At 31.4% G+C, this 18,264-nt stretch carries 14 protein-coding genes; all 14 read left to right on the top strand.

Features of this window, described 5'->3' with window-relative positions; genetic code table 11:
• Positions 1-33: 33 nt before the first annotated feature.
• The 14 genes from ACTG45_RS11420 to ACTG45_RS11355 all read left to right on the top strand — a co-directional run bounded on the left by ACTG45_RS11420 (position 34) and on the right by ACTG45_RS11355 (position 17,976).
• On the top strand, positions 34-1,428 hold the full coding sequence (locus ACTG45_RS11420; protein ID WP_021384955.1) for an amidohydrolase family protein: 1,395 nt from the start codon (positions 34-36) through the stop codon (positions 1,426-1,428).
• 61 nt (positions 1,429-1,489) lie between these two features.
• On the top strand, positions 1,490-1,960 hold the full coding sequence (locus tag ACTG45_RS11415; RefSeq protein WP_021384954.1) for a (2Fe-2S)-binding protein: 471 nt from the start codon (positions 1,490-1,492) through the stop codon (positions 1,958-1,960).
• 2 nt (positions 1,961-1,962) lie between these two features.
• Positions 1,963-4,179, top strand: coding sequence for a xanthine dehydrogenase family protein molybdopterin-binding subunit (locus ACTG45_RS11410; protein ID WP_479919005.1), 2,217 nt, complete (start codon positions 1,963-1,965; stop codon positions 4,177-4,179).
• An 81-nt stretch (positions 4,180-4,260) separates the two neighbouring features.
• Complete coding sequence (locus ACTG45_RS11405) at positions 4,261-4,932, top strand: flavodoxin family protein (RefSeq protein ID WP_021384946.1); 672 nt, start codon at positions 4,261-4,263, stop codon at positions 4,930-4,932.
• A gap of 357 nt (positions 4,933-5,289) precedes the next feature.
• A complete protein-coding gene (gene dpaL / locus ACTG45_RS11400; protein WP_054270550.1) occupies positions 5,290-6,504 on the top strand; it encodes a diaminopropionate ammonia-lyase in 1,215 nt (404 codons plus the stop codon).
• 116 nt (positions 6,505-6,620) lie between these two features.
• A complete protein-coding gene (locus tag ACTG45_RS11395) occupies positions 6,621-7,808 on the top strand; it encodes a YgeY family selenium metabolism-linked hydrolase (RefSeq protein ID WP_479916891.1) in 1,188 nt (395 codons plus the stop codon).
• Positions 7,809-7,936: 128 nt separating this feature from the next.
• Positions 7,937-9,307, top strand: coding sequence for a dihydropyrimidinase (gene hydA / locus ACTG45_RS11390; RefSeq protein ID WP_479919004.1), 1,371 nt, complete (start codon positions 7,937-7,939; stop codon positions 9,305-9,307).
• A gap of 17 nt (positions 9,308-9,324) precedes the next feature.
• Positions 9,325-10,731, top strand: coding sequence for an amidohydrolase family protein (locus ACTG45_RS11385; RefSeq protein WP_479916890.1), 1,407 nt, complete (start codon positions 9,325-9,327; stop codon positions 10,729-10,731).
• 73 nt (positions 10,732-10,804) lie between these two features.
• On the top strand, positions 10,805-11,251 hold the full coding sequence (locus tag ACTG45_RS11380; protein ID WP_021384923.1) for a (2Fe-2S)-binding protein: 447 nt from the start codon (positions 10,805-10,807) through the stop codon (positions 11,249-11,251).
• 38 nt (positions 11,252-11,289) lie between these two features.
• A complete protein-coding gene (locus tag ACTG45_RS11375) occupies positions 11,290-12,084 on the top strand; it encodes an FAD binding domain-containing protein (RefSeq protein WP_479916889.1) in 795 nt (264 codons plus the stop codon).
• Positions 12,074-14,365: a xanthine dehydrogenase family protein molybdopterin-binding subunit gene (locus ACTG45_RS11370; protein ID WP_479916888.1), complete on the top strand. Its 2,292-nt coding sequence runs from the start codon at positions 12,074-12,076 to the stop codon at positions 14,363-14,365. Before ACTG45_RS11375 ends, ACTG45_RS11370 begins: the two co-directional genes overlap by 11 nt.
• Complete coding sequence (locus tag ACTG45_RS11365; protein ID WP_479919003.1) at positions 14,366-15,679, top strand: amidohydrolase family protein; 1,314 nt, start codon at positions 14,366-14,368, stop codon at positions 15,677-15,679.
• 51 nt (positions 15,680-15,730) lie between these two features.
• Entirely contained in the window at positions 15,731-16,816 is a 1,086-nt protein-coding gene (locus ACTG45_RS11360; protein ID WP_021384921.1) for a hypothetical protein, read from the top strand.
• 290 nt (positions 16,817-17,106) lie between these two features.
• Complete coding sequence (locus tag ACTG45_RS11355; protein ID WP_479919002.1) at positions 17,107-17,976, top strand: coiled-coil domain-containing protein; 870 nt, start codon at positions 17,107-17,109, stop codon at positions 17,974-17,976.
• The last annotated feature ends 288 nt before the right edge of the window (positions 17,977-18,264 follow it).

Below are 18,264 nucleotides of genomic sequence, written 5' to 3'. Positions count from 1 at the left end.
TTGTAATGAAAGTATTAATAAGGGGGATTTAAGATGATTGATATACTAATAAAAAATGCAATAGTTGTTACAGTTAATAAAGATAGAGAAGTCATATTTGATGGAGCAATAGCTATTCAAGGCGACAGAATTTTAGATATAGGAAATACAGCTGATATTGAGCCAAAGTATCTTGATGCTAAAAAGGTTATAGATGCTAATGGAAAAGTGATATTCCCTGGTTTTATAAATACTCATAATCATTTATTCCAAGTGTTATTAAAAGGTTTAGGTGATGATATGGCACTTCATGAGTGGTTAAATACAATGATGTTTCCATCAGCAAAATTCTTAACAGAGCAAGATACTTATGATGCTGCAATGCTTGGATGTATGGAAGGTTTAAAAAGTGGTATAACTACAATGGTTGATTATATGCATACACATAATAGACCAGGTCTTACAGATGGAATAGTAAAAGCATATAAAGATTTAGGTATAAGAGGAGTTGTAGGTAGAGGCTGTATAGACTTAGGTATTCATAAAGAGCTTATAGAAGATGTGGAAACGGTTGAAAAAGACCTGAGAAGGGTATTTGATAAATATCATAACTCAGAAAATGGAAGAATAAAAATCTGTGTAGCACCTTCTTCAATGTGGGCTATATCTGAAGAAATGGGTAAAATGCTTTGGAATATAGTTAAAGAATATGACTCATATTTTACAGTTCATATATCTGAAACAGAATTTGCAAGAACAGCAACAAAGGATATACATGGAGAAATCGATATAAAATTACTTGAAAAATGGGGTATAGTAGGTCCAGAAGTTGTAGCAGTACACTGTGTATGCGTAACTGATGAAGACATGGAAATGCTTAAAAAGTACGATATAAAAGTTTCTCATAATGTGGCAAGTAATATGTACCTTGCTTCTGGGGTTGCACCTGTTCCAGAAATGTTAAAGAAAGGTATAAATGTAAGTTTAGGTCTTGATGGTGCAGCAAGTAATAATGCACAAGATATGATAGAGCTTATGAAACTAACAGCTTTACAACATAAAGTAAATAATTGTGACCCTCTTGCTATTTCTGCAGAAAAAGTTCTTGAAATGGCTACAATAGAGGGAGCAAGAACTCTTAGAATGGAAGATGAAATAGGTTCTTTGGAGACTGGAAAAAAAGCTGACTTAGTAATATTTAACTCAATGCTTTCTCCAAAATCAATACCTCTTCACAATCCTGTATCGACTTTGGTATACTCAGCTAGTATGCATAATGTAGAAAGTGTCCTAGTTGATGGAAATATAATACTTGAAAATGGAAAAGTAACTACAATCGAAAGTGAAGAACAAGTATTATTGAATGCACAACATGCAGCAGAAGAATTATGTAAGAGAGCTAATGTAACTAATAGAATGGAAGGGCATAAGTGGAATAGCTTATACTAATATTAAAATGAGATTGTAATAATATTCTATTACAACATTAGTTTATCTGTAGGAGGAGAAAATGGAAAAAATAAAATTAAATATTAATGATTACATGTATGAAATAGAAGTTGAAAAGAGTGAAACCCTTTTACATGTACTTCGTGAAAAATTAAATCTAACTGGAGCGAAACAAGGTTGTAATAGTGGCAGTTGTGGAGCATGTAAAGTTTTGATAGATGGAGTTGACGTTAAATCTTGTAAACTTCTTGCAAGAAACTGCGAAGGTAAAGTTATATACACTATAGAAAGTTTTGCTAATGGAGAAAATCTTCATCCAATACAAGAAGCTTTTATAGAAGTTGGAGCTGTGCAATGTGGGTATTGTACTCCTGGTATGATTATAACTACACAAGCTCTTTTAAATAGAAATGCATCTCCTAATGAGGATGAAATTAGAGAGGCCTTTAAAGAAAATCTCTGTAGATGCACAGGATATGTGAAAATTATAGAAGCTGTAAAATTATCTGCAGCTAGATTAGGGGGTAGATAATTATGGAAAAAGTAATAGGAAAATCATACCCTCTAAAAGATGCAGCTTTAAAAGTCACTGGTCAAATGAAATATGTGGCTGATATGAAACCACAGAATGTGCTTCATGCTAAAATGCTTTTAAGTCCTGTAGCACATGCAAAGATAAAAAGTATAGATATAAGTGAAGCAGAGAAAGTAGTCGGTGTTAGAGCTATAGCTACTCATCTTAATACATCACAAAGAAAATACAACGGTTCTTTGAGATTCTATGAACATAATATACCTGAAAACGAAGTTATATTTTCAGATACAGTTAGATTTGTTGGTGACCGTGTTGCAGCAGTAGCAGCAGAAACGCCAGAAATAGCAGAGAAAGCTGTAAATCTTATAAAAGTAGAATATGAAGAATTACCAGCTGTATTTACTATACAGGATGCAATAAAAGAAAATGCTATATGTATACATGGGGATTCAAATATAGTTTCCCAAAACAACATAAATGGAGGAGATGTAGAAAAAGGATTCGAAGAATGTGATTATATATTTGAAGATGAATACTCTACTCCAGCGATACATCATAGTGCAATAGAGACTCACAGTGTAATTGCACACTATGATTATAATGATAAGCTAACTGTACATACACCTTGCCAAAATACATTTGGATTTAGAATAATACTATCTCAAATTTTTGGGATGTCACTAAATAAAATAAGAGTTATAAGACCTGCTATTGGAGGTTCATTTGGTGGAAAATTAGAACTTACAATTGAACCAGTAGCAGCAGCATTATCAAAAATGACTAGAAGACCAGTTAAAATGGTTCTTACAAGAAAAGAATCTATGATATCAACAAGAACTCGTCATGGGTCTTTTGTAAAATTAAAAACTGGTGTAAATAAAGATGGAGAAGTAATAGCACAAGATATAAAAATATATACAAATACAGGAGCTTATGCATCAAGTGCTTTAAATGTTATAGGTGCACTTAGCCATAAAGTATTTAAGGTTTATAAAATACCAAATATAAAATTTACTGGAATGCCTGTGTATACAAATACACCAATAGCAGGAGCTATGAGAGGATATGGTTCACCTCAGATATTTATGGCTCAACAGGCTCAATTTGCTAAGATAGCTAAGGAAATAGGTATGGATTTAGTTGATTTCCAAAATAAAAATGCAGTAGAGCCAGATGATGTTGATATAATTTTCCATGGTTCTCTTGGAAATCCTAGAGTATTGGATTGTATAGAACAAGGTAAGAAAATGTTCAAGTGGGATGAAAAGAAAAATCTTCCAAAAGAAGAAGGAAAATATTTAAGAGGTATAGGTATGGCAATAGGTGCACATGGTAACGGAGTTTTTGGTGCACATAGGGACGTCGTTACATTGACTCTTAAATTAAATGAAGATGGTACATTGACACTACTTACAGGAGCACATGATATGGGTAATGGTGTTGTAACTATGCAAACAATGATGGTAGCTGAAGTTTTAGGAATAACACCTGATAAAGTTGATACATTTGAAACTGACACTGATGCATGTACATTCAATCTTGGAGATTATGCGAGTAGAGGTGTGTTTGTAGAAGGTGGAGGAGCTAAAAAGACAGCAGAAAAATTAAAAACACTTATATTAGAAGAAGCAGAAAAACTACTTGAAACATCGAGAGATGAATTATATTTAGATGGTGGATATGTAATTAGTAAGCTTGATGAAAATATCAAAGCATCATTGTCTGATGTTGCAGTATATAGTCAAAGTAAGTCTTTAAGAGAATTGACTGTTGTTGAAGACTATTCTTCTCCAGCTGGACTTACTTCATATGGTGTACATTTTGCTGAAGTTTTAGTAGATAAAGAAACTAAGGATATTAAAGTGGTTGATTTTGTAGCTGTACATGATGTTGGTAGAGTTATAAATCCTCTAAACTTAGAAGGTCAATTAGAAGGTGGAATTCATATGGGTCTAGGTTATGCATTAAGTGAAGAGTTGGCATTTGATGAGCAAGGTAGACCTAAAGCTACTGATTTTAAAACATATAAATTATTTAGAACTGTAGATATGCCAAAGTGTCAAGTTGCATTTGTAAATGGTTATGAAAAAGCTGGACCTTTTGGTGGTAAGAGTATTGGAGAATGTGCTGTTGTACCAGTTGCACCAGCTGTTGCAAATGCAGTATACAATGCAACTAATGTAGAAATACATTCATTACCAATAAAATTAAAGTAATAGAAGTTAAAGTAGAAATAAAAATTTATTGTATTGTAAATGGATAATAAAAATAGATTTATTTGATGAGGAGATATTGTTATGGCAAAGATATTAGGTATCTGTGGAAGTCCACGTAAAGGAGCAACAGAATATGCAGTATTAGAAGCTTTGAAAGAAGCTGAAACTATACCTGGTATAGAAACGGAGTATTGGTCAGTTAGAGGGAAAAAAATAAGTCCTTGTGTACATTGTGATGCATGTATAAGAAAAGAAACTATGTGTATCATAAAAGATGATATACAAGAATTAGAGCAAAAAATATTAGAAGCAGATGGAATTATAGTAGGTTCTCCAGTATATGATATGAATATAACTGCTCAACTTACAGCAGTATTTAACAGGCTTCGTCCAATGTATTTAGTACATCCAGGAAAGCTTCAAAATAAGATTGGGGCAGCAATAACTACTGGTGGAACTAGATATGGTGGTCAAGAACTTACAAAACTTCCTATAATAAATTTCTTCCTAATGCATGAAATGTTAGTATCTGGAGGTTTAGGTGGATGTTATATAGGTGGTACAATATGGAGTAAAGATGGAAAAGCAAAAGGTGCCCAAGAGGACGAGACAGGTATGGATACTGTAAAAAGACTTGGAAAAGGAGCAGCAGAAGCTGTTATGGTTTCTAAGTTTGGTCTTGAAAAATGGAATGTTGTAAAAGAGGAATTGGATGTTAAAAAAGACGAGAAGTCACCTCTTAGAGACCATTAAAAACTTATTATATTATGAATATGTAAATAGTGATGTAATAGATTATTGCATCACTATTTATGTTTTAATTTAGATTTTATAGATTTGATATTAAAAATGTACAAACAGAGTATTTTAAGAATTGTTTTTAAATTTTAAAAATGAGAATTAAAAAGTGAGAAGATAGAAAAGGTTTTTCAGTTATTAAATTCCACACACATTGTATTAACTAAAGGTAGATAAGAAAAAACAATAAAAGCATTGCAATTTCTATATTAAACAGTCATAGAAAAATATCCAACATATATTTAGTGTTGGCATGTTAATTGCTTATATATTAAAGTATAAAAATTTAACAATAATTTGGAGGTATTTTAGATGTTAAAAGAGATTAAATGGAAAGTAAATAATTTGCCAAAAGGTGACAAGGAAAATTGTATTAAATTCTTAAATGAAGAAGAAATAACTAAGGTTAGAAATTTTCATAAAAGCTTTCCTCAATATAAAGAAACTCCATTAGCAAACCTAGAAGGTTTAGCAAAAAAATTAGGAGTTGCAGGAGTATATGTTAAAGATGAATCTTATAGATTTGGATTAAATGCATTTAAAGTTTTAGGTGGTTCTTACTCTATGGGTAAATATTTAGCTCAAAGATTAGATACAGATATATCTGAATTAGGATATGATAAATTAACTTCAGATGAAATAAAAGAAAAATTAGGAGAAATAACTTTCTTTACAGCTACAGATGGAAATCATGGTAGAGGAGTTGCTTGGACAGCTAATAAATTAGGTCAAAAATCTGTTGTGTTAATGCCAAAAGGTTCTTCTGAATTTAGATTAAATAAAATCAAAGGAGAAGGAGCAGACGCTAGTATAACAGACTTAAACTATGATGATGCAGTAAGATTAGCTAATGACTATGCAGAAGCTGATGACCATGGAGTAATGGTTCAAGATACAGCATGGGATGGATATGAAGAAATACCAGCATGGATAATGCAAGGATATGGAACTATGGCTCAAGAAGCGATAGAGCAATTAAAAGAATATGGAGTAGATAGACCAACACATGTATTTGTGCAAGCAGGAGTTGGTTCACTTGCTGGAGCAGTTCAAGGATATGTTGCTTCAATATACGATGAATGCCCAATAACAGTAGTAGTAGAAGCTGATGAAGCTGATTGTTACTATAAATCAGCAGAAGCAGGAGATGGAAAGCCAAGATTTGTTGGAGGAGATATGCCAACTATAATGGCTGGTCTTGCTTGTGGAGAGCCAAATACTATAGGATTTGAAGTATTAAAAAATCATGCTGCAGCATTTGTTTCAGCACCAGACTGGGTTTCTGCTAAAGGTATGAGAACATTAGGTAATCCTTTAAATGGGGATGCAAAGGTAATCTCTGGAGAATCTGGAGCAGTCACAACTGGTCTTTTAATAGCAGCTATGGAAAGAGAAGATTTAGCAGACTTAAGAAAAGATTTAAAATTAGATGAAAATTCAAGAATACTTTTAATAAGTACAGAGGGAGACACTGACCCTGATAAATACAGAAGTATAGTTTGGGATGGAGAATATCCAAGTATATAAATAATGATTAAAATATCATTATTAAGTAGCAATTTACATATTTAGAAGATATATAAATTTTAAAATTTAGAAAATATATAATACATACATTATAAAAAATCTAGGGGGATAATGAAATGTTAAATGAACAAAGAAAACAAGAAGTAACTGAAATATGCCAAAAATTAATTCAAAATCCTAGTTCTTCTGGAAATGAAGAAGGCGTTGTAAAAGCAATAGAAGAATCTTTTGCAAAATTAGGTTTTGACAGTTGGTCAAGAGACAGATATGGGAATATAGTAGGATGCATAAAAGGAAACAAACCAGGTAAGAAAATATTATTTGATGGTCATATAGACACAGTTCCAGTTCCAGACGAAAGTAAATGGAGTGTTCCTCCTTTTGAAGGAAGAATAGTAGATGGCAAAATATATGGTAGGGGAACTTCTGACATGAAAGGTCAATATACAGCAATGATGTCAGCAGTTGCATACTTTGCAAAAGATACTAATAAAGACTTTGAAGGTGAATTATACGTAGCAGGAGTTGTTCATGAAGAAATATTTGAAGGAGTTTCAGCTAGAGAAATAAGTAAGGCTGTTGAACCTGATTATGTTGTAATAGGTGAATCCTCAGAATTAAACTTAAAGATTGGTCAAAGAGGTAGAGGAGAAATAGTAGTAGAAACTTTTGGAAAACCAGCTCACTCTGCTAATCCAGAAAAAGGTGTAAATGCAGTTTATAAAATGGCTAATGTAATCCAAAAGATACAACAATTAGTACCTCCAACTCATCCAGTTTTAGGTGATGGAATACTAGTTTTAACAGATATAAAATCTTCTCCATATCCAGGGGCTTCAGTAGTGCCAGATTACTGTAAAGCAACTTTTGACAGAAGATTATTAGTTGGAGAAACAAGAGAAGGAGTATTAGCTCCAATACAAGCATTACTAGATGAAATGATGAAAGAAGATGCAGAATTAAATGCAAAAGTTTCTTATGCAGTTGAAAAAGCTGATTGTTATACAGGAAATACTATAGAAAGTGAAAGATTCTTCCCAGGTTGGTTATATGACGAAGAGGATGAATTTGTTCAAGCAGCATATAAAGGATTAAAAGAAGCTGGAATAGATTCAGAAATAACTCAATACTCATTCTGTACAAATGGAAGCCATTATGCAGGTGAAGCTGGAATAAAAACAATAGGATTTGGTCCTTCTAAAGAGAATCTTGCTCACACAATAGATGAATATATCGAGCAAGAACAATTATTTATAGGAACAGAAGGTTACTATGGAATATTAAAATCTGTATATGGTAAATAATATTTAGTTCACAATAAATTATTTAAATATAGTCTAGGGGTGCTAATGTAGCACCTTTAGAAAATACAACTGCATTTGGATAAGGGTACTTAAAAAATACTTTAAAGCTTAAAAGTTAGGAGGTATATATGGGAACAATACTAAGAGGTGGAACTATAGTTACCTCTGATAAAACTTATATAAGTGATTTAAGGATAGAAGATGAGAAGATAGTTGAAATAGGAAATAATCTAGAAATAAATGATGATAAGGTTATTGATGCTACAGGTAGAATTGTAATTCCTGGAGGAATAGATACACATACTCATTTTGATATGAATGCAGGTGCTATTATTACTGCTGATAATTTTGAAACAGGAACAAGAGCAGCTATAGCTGGAGGAACCACTACTATACTGGATTTTGCAGAAGCTAGTGAAGGTGAGAATCTGCTACAAGGTGTAGAGACATATCATAAAAAAGCAAGAGGAAATTGTTATTGTGATTACGGATTTCATATGACAATTACATGTCTAGATAAAGATACCTTTGCTCATATGGAAAAGCTTATTTCAGATGGAATAGTATCTTTTAAGATGTATATGGCATATGATGGCATGAAAGTAGATGATGGAACAATATATAAGGTTTTAAAGAAAGCTAAAGATTTAGGCTGTATAGTTGAATTTCATTGTGAAAATGGCGATTTACTAGATGTATTGATAGAAGAAAATATACAAAATGGTAATTTAGAGCCCAAATATCATCCGCTTACAAGACCTAATATAGTTGAAAAAGAATCTGTTTCAAGACTTGCTGATATAACTAAATTATCAAACTCAAAATCCTATGTAGTTCATTTAAGTTGTAAAGAGTCGCTTGAGACTGTGAAAATTGCTAGAGAAAAAAATATAGATATGATAGTAGAAACATGTCCACAGTATCTACTATTAGAAGACGATTTATATGATAAGGCTGAATTTGAGGGTGCTAAATATGTAATGTCTCCTCCTTTAAGAAAAAAAGAAGATATAAGTTATCTTTGGGAAGGGTTAGCTAATGGAGATATCCAAACAGTTGGCACAGACCATTGTTCATTTAATTTTAAGGGGCAAAAAGATTTGGGACTTAATGATTTTAGTAAGATACCAAATGGAGCACCTGGTGTTGAACATAGGTTATCTCTTTTATATACATATGGAGTTTTAGAAAATAAAATAAGTGCAAATAAATTTGTAGAAGTAACTTCTACAAATGCTGCAAAAATATTTGGGATGTATCCTAAAAAAGGTGAAATAGCTGTAGGAAGTGATGCAGATATAGTTATTTTAAATATTGATAAAGAAGAAACAATTAGTTATCAAACTCAAAAACAAAATGTAGATTATACTCCATATGAGGGGTTTAATGTTAGATGTAAAGTAGAAGATGTGTTTTTGAGAGGAAACCATGTAGTGCAAAGTTGTAATATTAAAGAACAGGCAATAGGTCAATACATTAAAAGAAAAATTACTAAATAATGCGGGGGGAAATAAGAATGATGGATATACTTATTAAGAATGCCATAATAGTAACTGTAAATAAAGAGAGAGAAGTTATTTTTGATGGGGCATTAGTAGTAAAAGATAACAAGATTGCTGATATTGGGAACTCTAAAGAAATAGAAAGTAAATATACAGACGTTAAAAAAGTGATAGATGCTAAAGGTAAAGTTTTATTCCCAGGTTTTATAAATACACATACTCATTTATTCCAAACTTTATTAAAAGGATTGGGAGATGATATGGTACTTAAAGATTGGCTAGAAACTATGACGTTTCCAGCAGCTAACTATTTAGAACCAAAAGATACTTATGATGCTGCAATGCTTGGATGTATTGAAGGTCTTAGAAGTGGTATAACGACTATGGTTGACTATATGTATCCTCACAGTAAGCCAGGTCTTTGTGATGGAATAATAGATGCTTATAAAGAATTAGGAATAAGAGGAATACTTGGAAGAGGATGTATGAATACTGGTGCTCAATTTGGAGTTCATCCTGGAATAATGCAAGATGTAGAAACGGTTGAAAAAGATGTAAGAAGATTATTTGAAAAACACCATAACACAGAAAATGGAAGAATCAAAATAGGAGTAGCTCCAGCAGCAATATGGTCAAATTCTCAAGAAATGCTTGAGATGCTATGGAGAGTAGTAAAAGAATACGATGATGCTTTATTTACAGTACATATATCAGAAACTCCTTTTGATAGAGAAGCAGCAAAAGAATTGCATGGGCAATATGACATAGATGTTTTAGAGAAATTAGGAATACTTGGACCAAACGTACTTATGGTGCATTGTGTGTATTTAACTGAAAAGGATATGGAACTTACTAAAAAATATGACATGAAAGTATCTCATAATACAGCAAGTAATATGTACTTATCTTCAGGTGTTGCACCAGTACCAGAAATGCTTAAAAAAGGAATAACTGTTAGTTTAGGAGTAGATGGAGCTGCTAGTAATAACTCTCAAGATATGCTTGAGCTTATGAAATTAACAGCACTTCAACATAAAGTTAATAAGTGTGACCCATTAGCAATGTCAGCAGAAAAAGTTCTTGAGTTAGCAACTATAGATGGGGCAAGAGCTATTGGAATGGAAGATGAGATAGGTTCATTAGAGATAGGTAAGAAAGCAGATTTACTAATATTTAATCCAATGCTTTCACCAAAAGCAATACCTATGCATAATCCAGTATCTACATTAGTATATTCTTCTAGTATGAAAAATATAGAGAGTGTTATAGTAGATGGAAATATAATAATGGAAGATTCAAAGATATTAACAGCTAATGAAGAAAAAGCACTAAAAGATGCTCAAGATACAGCTGAGAGACTTTGTGTAAGAGGAACTATAAAGAATAGAATGGAAGGTCATATATGGAATAGTCTTTATTAATAAATTTGATTTTATTTATAAAGGAGTATAATAAAAACTTTAGCTTAAAAATATGAGTTTTGAGGTGATTTATTTGATTATCAAATGTACCATAAATAATAAAGAAAAAGAATTAAGTATAAGACCAGATGAGTTTTTAGCAGATACACTAAGAGAAAATGGATATGTAAGTGTTAAAAAAGGATGCGATACAGGCTCATGTGGATTATGTACAGTAATGGTTAATGACAAGGCAGTACTTTCTTGTAATTATCTTACAGCAAGAGTAGATGGTCAACATATTACAACACTTGAAGGTGTCTTGGATGAAGCAAAGAAATTTGGGGATTTTCTTGCAGATGAAGGAGCTGACCAATGTGGATTTTGTGCTCCTGGATTTATAATGATGGTTTTGGCTATGAAAAGAGAGCTTCAAAATCCAACAGAAGAAGAAGTTATAGATTATGTAAATGGAAACCTTTGTAGATGTACAGGATATAAAGGTCAATTAAGAGCAATACATAAATATTTGAACACTTAAGTTTTTAAGTGAAAATTAAATTGATATGGGGAGAGAATATGATAACTATAAAGGAATATGTAGTTCCAAAAAGTTTAGATGAAGCTTATGAACTGCTAATATCAAGAAAAAACAACATAATACTTGGAGGCTGCGGATTTTTAAAGCTAGGTAGTAAAAATATTGGCTCAGCAATAGATTTAAAAGACTTGGCTTTGGATTATATAAATGAAACTGATGATAGCATATTAGTCGGAGCAGATACAAGTTTAAGAACTTTAGAATTAAATAAGGTTATTAAAAATTACTGTAGTGGAGTAATTTCAAACGCTGTTTCTAATATAGTAGGAGTTCAATTTAGAAGTGGAGCTAGAGTAGGAGCTAGTGTATTTGCTAAATATGGATTTTCAGATTTAATACCTTCATTACTAGTAGTAGATGCAAAGGTTAAGTTATATAAAAAAGGGGTTATGAACTTAGCTGATTTTTTAGAAAGTGAGCTTGAAAAAGATATATTAATAGAAATTATATTACCTAAAAAGAATGCTACAGGTGTATTTGATTCTATAAGAAAATGTACAGGTGATTTTGCAGTATTAAATGGAGCAATGTTAAAAGAAGGAAGTACTTATAAAGTTGCAATAGGAGCTAGACCAAGAAGAGCAAAAATTGCCTATAAAGCAAGTGAAATACTAAGCTTAGAAAATGATATAGAAAAAGCTGGAGAAGCATCAAGTGAAGAACTTTCATTTGGAAGCAACATAAGAGGAAGTAAAGAGTATAGAAAAGATATGGCAAAAGCTTTAGTAGTAAGAATGTATAATAGTATTGGAGGTGAGTGTGATGGTAAATAAAGAAGTAAGAAAAATAGATAGTGAAGCCATTGTTACTGGAAAACCAATATATACAGAAGATTTAATCTTTCATAAAGATGTTTTGACTATTAAACTTCTTAGAAGTCCACATGCTTTTGCAAAGATAAAAAACATCGATATAAAAAATGCATTAAAAGTAAAAGGTGTAGTAAATATATTCACTTACAAAGATGTGCCAAATTATAGATATTCAATGGTTGGTGAATCATATCCAGAAGCATCACCTCATGACCAATTAATACTGGAAGATATAGTTAGATATGTAGGAGACGAGGTTGCTATAATAGCTGCCGAGGATGAAAGAGCTGCTATTAAAGCTATGAAACTTATAAAAGTTGAATATGAAGTAATGACTCCTATATTGGATGCAAGGGAATCAGAAGGAAATAAAATTTTAATACATGAAGAAGATGATTTATTTTGTCCATTTGATTTTGGATTGGATGCTACAAAAAACATCGTATCAAGAGAGAAAATGGGCAAAGGGGATGTAGAAAAAGAGTTTAAAGAGAGTGATGTAATAGTAGAACATTCTTATATGACTCAATCACAAGCCCATTGTATGATGGAGACTCATAGAGCTTATACGTATATAGATACGAATGGTAGATTAGTAGTAACTTCTGCAAACCAATCGGCTTATCATATGAGAAGACAGGTTTCTAGAGCATTAGGTATACCTCTTTCAAAAGTGAGAGTAATAAAGCCAAGGATAGGTGGAGGTTTTGGTGGAAAAAATATAGCTGTAACAGAGATATATGCGTCATTTGTGACTTGGATGACGAAAAGACCAGCAAAGCTTATTTATACTAGAGAAGAAACTTTTGCAATGACTAATACTAGACATCAGATGTTTTTTGATATAAAGATTGGGTCAGATAAAGAAGGAAATATAAAAGCTATAGATATGAAAGCTTTGAACAATACAGGTGCTTATGGTGATAATGGACCTTCAGTTTGTTCTGAGTCAGGGCATAATGTACTTCCAACATATAATAATGTACCTGCAATAAAATTTGATGGAAGAACTGTATATACTAATTTAGTTCCAGGGGGAGCATTAAGAGGATACGGAGCAACACAAGGTACATTCGCACTTGATTGTGCAATTGATGAATTAGCACATAAACTTAAGATGGACCCAACAGAAATAAAATTGAAAAATATTATAAAAAAGCAAACTGAAGGCGGAATAATGAATTTTCCAATAAGAAGTTGTGCACTTGATGAATGTATAATTAGAGGAAAGAAACTTATTGGATGGGATGAAAAATATCCTGTCAGAGAGATTGGAAACAACAAAGTAAGAGCTGTTGGGATGTCTGTGGGAACTCATGGTTCTGGTATAGCTAACATAGATATGGCAATAGTAAACATGAGAATGGATGAAGATGGAACTTATAAATTGTTTTCTGGGTCTTCAGACTTAGGAACTGGTTCTGACACAATACTTGCACAAATAGCTGCAAAAGCATTGAATACATCCATTGACAGAATTTCAGTTTATACAGGAGATACAGATATGTGTCCATATGATACTGGCGCATATGCTTCTTGTACTACTTATGTAACTGGAAATGCTACAATAAAATCTGCTGAAAGTTTAAAACAAAAGATATTAAAAGTAGCACAGAAGAAACTAGAATTACCAATAGATGATTTAATTTTATATGAGGATAGAGTCTGTTATAGTGAAGATGTAGATAAGTTTGTTCTATTAAGTGAATTAGGAAGAGAATCTGTTGGTGGTGGAAATCAAGAGGTTTTATATTCATCTGAATCCTATGGTATACAAGAGAGTGCTAAGCCATTCTTAGCAGGATTTGCTGAAATCGAGTTAGACAAAACAACAGGAGAGTTTAAAGTAATAAATTATGCTTGCTCTACTGATTGTGGTACAGTTATGAATCCTGCACTTGCTAGAATACAAGTTGAAGGCGGTGTAACTCAAGGTATAGGGCTTGCAATGTATGAAGACCCTAGACATGGTTCTGATGGAAAGCTTCAGACTTCTAACTTATTACAATATAAAGTTCCAACAAAAAAAGATATAGGAAATATATTTGTTGATTTTGTAGATAGTTATGACCCAACAGGCCCATATGGAGCTAAATCTTTAGGAGAAATAGTTATTCATACACCTGCACCAGCAATAGCAAATGCAATATACAATGCTACTGGAGTTCGTGTAAGAGAACTTCCTATAACTTCTGAGAAGGTTTATATGGCTATGAAAAAATTAAATCAGGGAGGTAAATAAATGATTGCTATAAAAAGTAAATACTTAATATCTTCTGCTGATGAAATATATACAAATTATGCTGTTGTAGTAGAAAATGACATTATAAAAGATATATTACCAAATGAAGAAGTTGAAATAAAGTACACAAATATTGAAAAAATAATAGATAAATCAGATGCTATAGTAATGCCAGGATTCATCAATGGTCATATGCATCAATATGGAGTGCTTTCTAGAGGAATACCAGCAAATGTACATTTTACTGATTTTGAAGGTTTCTTAAATGACTATTGGTGGCCATTTATAGAAAATAGAATAGGATTAAAAGAAGTAAAGGCCACAACTAAAGCATCAGCAATAGAGCTTATAGAATCTGGTGTAGTAGCTTTTTGTGATACTCTAGAAGCTCCAAATACAGAAGTAGGAACTTTAATTGAGCAAGGTAAAATACTAGAAGAGATAGGGATGAAAGCGATTTTATCCCTAGAAAGCTGTGAAAGAATAAGTTACGAAAATGGGCTTAGATGTTTAGATGAAAATTCTAATTTGATAAAGTGGAGCAGAGAAAATAGTAAATTAATAAATGGAATAATGTGTACTCATACAAGTTTCACATGTTCAGATAAATTTATTAAAAAAGCTAAAGAAGATGCAAAAAAATTAGATGCACCAATGCAATTCCATTTATGTGAGAGTATATATGAACCAAACTATGCTGAAAAACATTTTGGTAAAAAAGCAGTTGAATACTATAATGATTTAGAGATATTAGATGAAACTGTATTAGCTTCTCAGTGTGTAAAAGTAAATGATGAAGAAATAGATATATTAAAAGAGAAGGGTGTAAAAGTGGTTCATATGCCTCTTAGCAACTGTGAAGTTGGTGGAGGTTTTTCTCCAGTACCAAAAATGATTAAAAAAGGTATAAAAGTAGCACTTGGTACAGATGGATATATAAATGATTTTTTTGAAGTTATGAGAGGTGCATTTTTAATGCACAAATCAGTCGAAGAAGATGCATCTGTAATGCCAGCCAATTTAGTATTTAAGATGGCAACTGAGCATGGTGCCCATGCATTAGGTCTTCAAAAATCTGGTAAAATAGTAGTTGGTAATAAGGCTGATATAATAGTTATGGAAGATGAATTCAAGACTCCTGTGACTCTTGATAATATATTTGACCAGATAGTAGTACAAGGCAAAAAAGAATTTATATCAAATGTATACATAGATGGTAGACATATTTTAAAAGAAAAACAGTTAGTTGATTTAGATAAAAAAGCTATTGTTAAAGAGATGAAAGAAGTTGCTTGCGAATTTTGGAAATTTTAATGAATGTAAATATAAATCAATGTAAATATAAATGAAAAGGGGAAGCAGATAATGTACAATTTTTTAGGTAAAGAATTAAAATCACCACTTATAATAGGTTCAGGACCATTAACATATAGTGCAGCTGGATGTAAAATATTAAGTGATGCAGGAGCAGGGGCAGTTGTTACTAAGACTATAAGAAAAGAAAGAGCTATAAATCCAGCACCACATATGGTTAGAAATACAGCTAATGCTCTTTTAAATAATGAGAAATGGACAGATTTTGAACCAGAACAATGGATAGATTTTGAAATACCACAAATGAAAAAAGATGGGACTGTCTGTATAGCTTCAATAGGTCATACAATCGAAGAAAGTAGTGAATTAGTAGAGAAAGTTGCAAATGCAGGAGCTGACTTTATTGAATTAGTATCTTATGACTATAGAGATTTGATACCAATGCTTAAAGATGCTAAAGAAAAAGTAAATATACCAGTAATAGTTAAACTTCCTCCTATGATAGATGAAATAGGAGCTTTTGCTAAAAAATTAGAAGAAGCAGGAGCAGATGCAATAACTGCTTGTGATTCTGTAGGACCAGCATTTAGAATAGACATAGAAACTGGTCAACCTTTATTAGGTGGAAATGGAATAGGATATCTAAGTGGAGAAACTATCAAGCCAATAACTTTACAAAGAATCTATGAAATAAAAAAAGAAGTTAATATACCAATAATTGGTTTAGGTGGATGTGTTAGTGGAGATGATGCCTTAGAAATGATTATGGCAGGTGCTGACTTTGTTGGTATATGTTCAGTGGTAATTTTAAAAGGTGCACAAGTAATATCTAAAATACATGATGATTTAAAATCTAACCTTAGTAGACTAGGGTATAACACTATAGAAAATGCTTGTGGTATAGTACATAAGCATATGGGCGATGTAAATGAAAGACTTAGCTTTGAATTTACTTATGATGAAGAAAAATGTACTAAATGTAAGATGTGTGAGAGAGTCTGTGCATATCAAGCAAGAAAATTAAGCGATAAGATGGAGTTAAATGAAGAAGAGTGTAGATATTGTGGTCTTTGCATATCAGTTTGTAAACCAAAAGCACTTGGAAGAAAAATTTCATGTTCAGAATTGAATGCATAGGTTTTTTATAAAGAATAATTAAAAAATAAAACTTTAGATAGAAATAAAAGTAGGTGTCTCAAAATTAACTTTTTAGTTCATGAGGCACTCTTTTTTGTATAAAATCAAATATATTTTCATCATTTTCAACAATAAAAAAGAGCCTTATCTATATTTTGAGTTAGTCTCTTTTAGTTTATTTGTAATTGTTTTATATTTTGATTAATTATTAATAACTTTTTTATAGATATGTTAACATTGTATAGCATTTGTATAAAATGTTATAATAATTAATAGGGATGGTGATGTAAGTGCAAGATAAGATTTTAGAATTATTACATATTATAAATAAAGATGTAGTTAGTATAAAAGATGATATGTCTGAAGTAAAACAGGAAATAAAAGTGTTAAAGGACAATATGTCTGAAGTAAAACAGGAAATAACAGTGTTAAAGGACGATATGTCTGAAGTAAAACAGGAAATAACAGTGTTAAAGGGCGACATGTCCGAAGTAAAACAAGAGATAACTGCGTTAAAGGACGACATGTCTGAAGTAAAACAAGAGATAAATATATTAAAAGAAGATATGTCTGAAGTAAAGCAAGAAATAAATGTATTAAAAAAAGATATGTCTAAAATAAAACAAGAGATGAATATAATAAAGAAAGATATATCTGAAGTGAAACAAGAAGTAAACATAATGAAAAAAGAAATGAATGGATTAAAACAGGAAATAAGCGTAGTAAAAGAAGATATGTCTGGAATAAGACAAGAAATGACTATAATGAAAGAAGATATATCTGGAGTTAAATCAGAAACGAACTCTATGCAAAATAAAATAGACAGTATTAGTGAAGAGATGAGTGAAGTTAAGGAAGAAGTAGTCACTGCAAATGAGAAATTATATGGAATTGAAGTAAAAATTGATGTTCTAGAAAATCAAGAAAAATCAATAAAAGAGATACAGGAGGAGCAGAGTAATATTTTAGGAAGTTTATTACATAATTCTGAAATAAATAAAGCTACTCATGATAGTATGGAGCATAATATAGCACATATAAAAGGTGATACAAATGCCATAAAAGAAGATGTTGCTGAAATAAGAAGAGACTTAGATTTAGTGGAGTTAGCTACTAGTAAAAATTGGAGTGATATTGTCAAACTAAAATCAGTCAGATAGCATTTTAATTCACTAATTTATCATCCACAAAATAAAAAATCTTATATAAAAATACTTATAATGTTACTGTTATTTATTATAAATTTTAGAAATGAAAATAAAAATTTGAGAAAAGACCGTTAAAAAATTATTTTAAGGTCTTTTTTTTATAGGGATATAATGAAATTATAAAAATAAAACTTAAGATTTAAATGCAAAAATGCGATAGAACGGTTGAAATAAGTAAAATTTTATCAATAAAAGTATAAAAATTTTATACCAAATAAATGTGTGTAAATATTGGCATCA

This window comes from Clostridioides sp. LIBA-7602 (genome assembly GCF_056688945.1).
The sequence above is the reverse complement of the archived record's forward strand: the minus strand, read 5'-3'. Positions and strand labels throughout refer to the sequence as shown.

What these genes read in the sequence shown, in the direction of transcription:
- ACTG45_RS11395 (WP_479916891.1), top strand. Translation starts at nt 6,621, where the DNA reads ATGTTAAATGAACAAAGAAAACAAGAAGTAACTGAAATATGCCAAAAA.
- ACTG45_RS11365 (WP_479919003.1), top strand. Translation starts at nt 14,366, where the DNA reads ATGATTGCTATAAAAAGTAAATACTTAATATCTTCTGCTGATGAAATA.
- ACTG45_RS11375 (WP_479916889.1), top strand. Translation starts at nt 11,290, where the DNA reads ATGATAACTATAAAGGAATATGTAGTTCCAAAAAGTTTAGATGAAGCT.
- ACTG45_RS11385 (WP_479916890.1), top strand. Translation starts at nt 9,325, where the DNA reads ATGATGGATATACTTATTAAGAATGCCATAATAGTAACTGTAAATAAA.
- ACTG45_RS11360 (WP_021384921.1), top strand. Translation starts at nt 15,731, where the DNA reads ATGTACAATTTTTTAGGTAAAGAATTAAAATCACCACTTATAATAGGT.
- dpaL (WP_054270550.1), top strand. Translation starts at nt 5,290, where the DNA reads ATGTTAAAAGAGATTAAATGGAAAGTAAATAATTTGCCAAAAGGTGAC.
- ACTG45_RS11420 (WP_021384955.1), top strand. Translation starts at nt 34, where the DNA reads ATGATTGATATACTAATAAAAAATGCAATAGTTGTTACAGTTAATAAA.
- hydA (WP_479919004.1), top strand. Translation starts at nt 7,937, where the DNA reads ATGGGAACAATACTAAGAGGTGGAACTATAGTTACCTCTGATAAAACT.
- ACTG45_RS11410 (WP_479919005.1), top strand. Translation starts at nt 1,963, where the DNA reads ATGGAAAAAGTAATAGGAAAATCATACCCTCTAAAAGATGCAGCTTTA.
- ACTG45_RS11405 (WP_021384946.1), top strand. Translation starts at nt 4,261, where the DNA reads ATGGCAAAGATATTAGGTATCTGTGGAAGTCCACGTAAAGGAGCAACA.
- ACTG45_RS11415 (WP_021384954.1), top strand. Translation starts at nt 1,490, where the DNA reads ATGGAAAAAATAAAATTAAATATTAATGATTACATGTATGAAATAGAA.
- ACTG45_RS11370 (WP_479916888.1), top strand. Translation starts at nt 12,074, where the DNA reads ATGGTAAATAAAGAAGTAAGAAAAATAGATAGTGAAGCCATTGTTACT.